Here is a 4,600-nt window from a genome sequence, read left to right on the forward strand (position 1 = left end):
GATCGGTCCAAGCCCCCATGTCATCGAATTAATGGGTAATAAGGCAAATGCGCGTGAATCAATGCGTGCGGCTGGCGTACCAGTTATTCCGGGTTCAGAAGGGTTCATTCGTGATGCTAATGAAGCCAAGCTGGTCGCTGACCGGGTCGGCTACCCATTGTTGCTGAAAGCCGCTGCCGGTGGTGGTGGTAAGGGAATGCGATTTGTTTATTCAGAAGATGAATTAGCAGATAAGTTCGATGATGCGCAACGTGAAGCGAAAGCTGCGTTTGGGGATGAACACATGTATGTTGAGAAGGTGATGGAGAATGTTCGTCACATCGAGATGCAAGTGATGCGTGACCAATTTGGTCATGTGTTGTACTTCCCAGAACGTAACTGTTCACTACAACGTAATAACCAAAAGGTCATGGAAGAAAGCCCAGCGCTTGGTGTGACACCAGCGATGCGTGAAAATCTAGGTGACATTGCAACTAAGGCTGTGAATGCCTTGCAGTATGAAAATACAGGGACATTGGAGTTCTTGCAAGATCACGATGGTCATTTCTACTTCATGGAAATGAATACGCGTATTCAAGTTGAACACCCAGTAACTGAAATGGTAACTGGAGTGGACTTGATTCGGATGCAAATTGAAGTGGCTGCTGGTGAACCTTTGAAGGTATCACAATCGGATATTGCCCTTAAGGGACATGCTTTAGAAGTCCGATTGAACGCGGAGCAACCCGCTAAGAACTTTGCGCCTAGTGCCGGTACAATTGATTTTGCCTTTCTACCAACTGGTGGACCTGGTATTCGCATTGATTCGGCTATTTACACGGGTGATAAGATTCAACCATTCTACGATTCAATGATCGGTAAGCTTTTGGTCCACGCGGATAATCGTTTGGAAGCGGTCACGAAAATGGACCGTATCTTGGATGAGTTAGTTATTCAAGGTGTTAATACAAACGCTGATTTCCAAAAAGCGTTGTTACATGACCCAACAGTAGCACGTGGCATGTTTGACACGCGCTATCTGGAAAAAGAATTTTTGCCACGTTGGCAAGCTAGTTTGCCAGCCGCTGATTAAGGAGGCGATTCAATGGATTTATTTAATAACACCACGGTTTCAACTCCCAAGATCAAACGTGATGCGAACTTGAATGATCGTATTCCGGATGGTTTGTTCTTGGCCTGTCCATACTGTGGCGCCCAACTATATTCAAAGCAGTTAGGCGACCACCGTGTCTGCCCAGCGTGTGGCTATGGTTTCCGCTTACAAGCGCGTGAACGTGTTGCATTGATGACAACTGATTTTGAAGAACTTGATGCTGATTTGAAGTTGGCCGATACTGATTTCCCAGGCTATGCTGGTAAATTGGAACGTGCGCAACAACAAACGGAATTGGGCGATTCAGTTCTGACAGGGATAGCGACTCTGGAAGATCAAAAGGTTGCCTTGGGTATTATGGATTCCTACTTCATTATGGGGTCACTTGGTACGATTACAGGTGAAAAAATCACCCGCCTCTTTGAACATGCGACGGCAGCTAAGTTGCCGGTCATCCTGTTTACGGCTTCTGGTGGTGCCCGAATGCAAGAAGGTATTCACTCATTGATGCAAATGGCGAAGGTTAGTGCAGCAGTTGCGGCGCATCAAGAAGCAGGGCTACCTTACATCGTGATCCTAACCGATCCAACGATGGGGGGTGTGACAGCTTCATTTGCGATGCAAGGTGATATTACTTTGGCCGAGCCGCATGCGTTAGTTGGATTCGCTGGTAAGCGGGTTATCGAACAAACGATTCATGAAAAGCTACCAAAGGAATTCCAACGGGCTGAAACAGTGCTTGAAAATGGGTTTATTGATGCAATTGTACAGCGACCAGCAATGACGGCAACGCTTGCACAATTGGTACGATTCCACCAAACACAGGAGGTTAAGTAATGGCAGCACTATTTCGTCGTGAATTAACCCCAGTGCAGGTGGTTAAGAAATCACGTGAAGATCGTTTTTCTGCACGTGAGATTATTTCAGGTATCTTTACTGATTTTATCGAGTTACATGGTGACCGTTATGCTGGAGATGATGCAAGTGTGATTGGTGGACTTGCTAATCTTGGTGGTCAACCCGTAACGGTGATTGCTATCGATAAAGGAACTGATATTAAGGATAAGCTAGCGAAACGCAATGGTTCACCTGAACCATATGGTTATCGTAAGGCGACCCGGTTGATGGATCAAGCAGCTAAGTTTGGTCGACCAATTATTACATTTATTAATACGCCAGGTGCATTTCCTGGTAAGTCCGCGGAAGACCAAGGACAAGGTGAAGCAATTGCCGACAGTATCTTGCAAAGCATGAAGTACCCAGTTCCCATGATCGCTATTGTTTATGGGGAAGGGGGCTCAGGTGGTGCGCTTGCATTAGCAACATCCGATCAAGTTTGGATGTTCCAGAATGCGACGTACTCAATTCTCTCTCCTGAAGGCTTTGCAGCCATTTTGTGGAAAGATGCTAAACGCAGTGGCGAGGCGGCAGAATTAATGGGACTAACACCCAATGATCTTTTAGCGAACGGTATCATTGAGTACATTGTGCCAGAAAGTCGCTCGCACAACCGAGTTTTCAATTTGGTTCGGGCAAAGTTGCTAGAAGAAATTCAGCAACTCCAAAGCTTAACAACGACTGAGTTAGTTGCTAAGCGACGTGCCCGTTTCCGCGCATTCTAAAATTTGCAATTATTCATTTTGGACGTCAGATTATCATAATCTGGCGTTTTTTGTGTGTGGCCGTTACAATAAAGGCAGTTAAAAACGACAGTTGTCGCGGTAAAGGGGAAAGCCATGGACAAACAAACGGAACAAAAACGCGCAGCGGGCGAATATGCGGCGAGTCTTATTGAAGATGGGATGGTTGTCGGCTTAGGAACGGGCTCAACGGTGAAATTCTTTATTGAGCGATTGGCCGCGCGAATTAATCAGGAAGGGCTTGATATTGTGGGGGTGACCACGTCGCGTCAAACTTCTTCTCTGGCTAAGGGCTGGGGGATTAAATTGAAATCCGTTGATGAAGTACCAGGAATTGATATCACGATTGACGGGGCAGATGAAGTTGACGTTGCTTTAAACGGCATTAAAGGCGGTGGTGCAGCGCTGCTGTTTGAGAAGATTGTTGCGCTGAATTCAAGTCGGAATGTTTGGATTATTGACGAATCTAAGTATCATCCGAAGCTGGGAACGTTCCCATTGCCAGTAGAGGTCGTGCCGTATGGTAGTCACCAATTATTAAAACGGTTTGCAGATGCTGATTTGCATCCCCAATTCCGGCGCAACGCAGATGGTCTACGTTTAACGACTGATGCGGGTAATTACATTATTGATTTACAGCTAACTGAAATCACGCATCCCCAAGCGCTCGCCTATTATCTTGAGCAAACGATTGGGGTAGTTGAACACGGGCTATTTTTGCAAGTGGCCGATGCAGTGATTATTGGTGGTGATGAGATCACAATTATAGAGAGACAGGCATAAGCGAATGGTTAAACGGATTGTGTGGGCAATCTTATTGGTAATGTCGATACTATTGGTGTGGGTGGGGCTTGCGCAGCAACCGGCCACCCCCGTTCACCAAACGACGAAACATTTGGCGCAGGGGCAAGCTTCGCAAATGCCACTGTATACAGAAAAGCGCTTGCGAATTAATTTGGCGCGGTATCCTCAGTTACGGGCTGGCATTCAACGGATGATCCCAATGCCGGGCTTACAGGGAGCGTGGGCGTTGGCCAAGAACAAATCGGCCACGGCATCGCATCGCCTAATAAAGACGGTTGCCTTTGATCCACAAGGTATCACAACCAGTCAGAATGAAATTTTTGTATCAGCTTATGATCATAATAACAAAGCCAATTCGGTTATTTATGTGCTCAATAAGTGGACGGGTCAATATATTAAGACGCTGTCATTGCAATTTCAGGACCATGCGGGTGGTGTTGCCTATGACCCAGACCGCCAAATGCTTTGGGTGACAGGGCACGATGGCAAAGACTCAATGCTATACGGTATTACGCAGGCACAAATTGACCAGTATGATATCCGATCACGCTTGCCAATTAGTTATCAGCAGGTGTTCCAAATTACCACGGAAACGAATAACTCCACTATGATGTATGCCAATAATGCACTGTGGGTCGGTTATTTCACCAAACGGGGCTTAGGAAATATTCAGGAACTGCCATTTGGTAAAGATGCTTCCGGTAACTTAACGCTTGGACAAAGTGCAGGTGAGCAGGATGAATCGATTGTTGCGGCCACCAAGGTGTACGCCTCAGTGGGACAGTTACAAGGGTTAACTGCTAATCAGCGACATGTGCTGATGACGTCATCATTTGGGAATGTTGATGGTAAGTTGGTTCGGTATGACCGTGAAGCGGGTGATAAGTTCACCAAGGGTGTTTCAGTCACGATGCCACCGTATTTGGAAGCTGTTTCATATGATGGCGATACAAATCGGTTCTACATGATATTTGAAAGTGCCACGCCGGTTTACCGGGTTAAAACAAAGGCCGTGGTTGATCGAATTCTTTACGTTGATAATGATGTTTTTAAAACGGGGGTT

5 protein-coding genes are annotated in these 4,600 nt (G+C 46.2%); all 5 read left to right on the top strand.

Going from position 1 to position 4,600, the window contains the following annotated elements; all coding sequences use genetic code 11:
* The coding region (locus tag WEIDD23_RS09470) for an ATP-binding protein (RefSeq protein WP_082778335.1) at nucleotides 1-1,072 on the top strand (1,072 nt) is incomplete at its 5' end.
* A gap of 12 nt (nucleotides 1,073-1,084) precedes the next feature.
* A complete protein-coding gene (accD, locus tag WEIDD23_RS15040) occupies nucleotides 1,085-1,930 on the top strand; it encodes an acetyl-CoA carboxylase, carboxyltransferase subunit beta (RefSeq protein WP_010374163.1) in 846 nt (281 codons plus the stop codon).
* On the top strand, nucleotides 1,930-2,715 hold the full coding sequence (gene accA / locus WEIDD23_RS15045) for a carboxyltransferase subunit alpha (protein ID WP_010374161.1): 786 nt from the start codon (nucleotides 1,930-1,932) through the stop codon (nucleotides 2,713-2,715). Before accD ends, accA begins: the two co-directional genes overlap by 1 nt.
* 114 nt (nucleotides 2,716-2,829) lie before the next feature.
* Nucleotides 2,830-3,516, top strand: a complete 687-nt coding sequence (rpiA, locus tag WEIDD23_RS09485) for a ribose-5-phosphate isomerase RpiA (protein ID WP_010374159.1) — start codon at nucleotides 2,830-2,832, stop codon at nucleotides 3,514-3,516.
* Between the two features lie 136 nt (nucleotides 3,517-3,652).
* A partial coding sequence (locus WEIDD23_RS13745) for a YncE family protein (protein WP_242865500.1) occupies nucleotides 3,653-4,600 on the top strand: 948 nt, incomplete at its 3' end.

It is taken from the genome of Weissella sp. DD23 (genome assembly GCF_001579105.1).
GTDB lineage: Bacteria > Bacillota > Bacilli > Lactobacillales > Lactobacillaceae > Weissella > Weissella cibaria.

Bases quoted from the DNA above. Each gene is read 5' to 3' on its own strand.
- accD (WP_010374163.1), top strand. From the start codon at position 1,085: ATGGATTTATTTAATAACACCACGGTTTCAACTCCCAAGATCAAACGT.
- accA (WP_010374161.1), top strand. From the start codon at position 1,930: ATGGCAGCACTATTTCGTCGTGAATTAACCCCAGTGCAGGTGGTTAAG.
- rpiA (WP_010374159.1), top strand. From the start codon at position 2,830: ATGGACAAACAAACGGAACAAAAACGCGCAGCGGGCGAATATGCGGCG.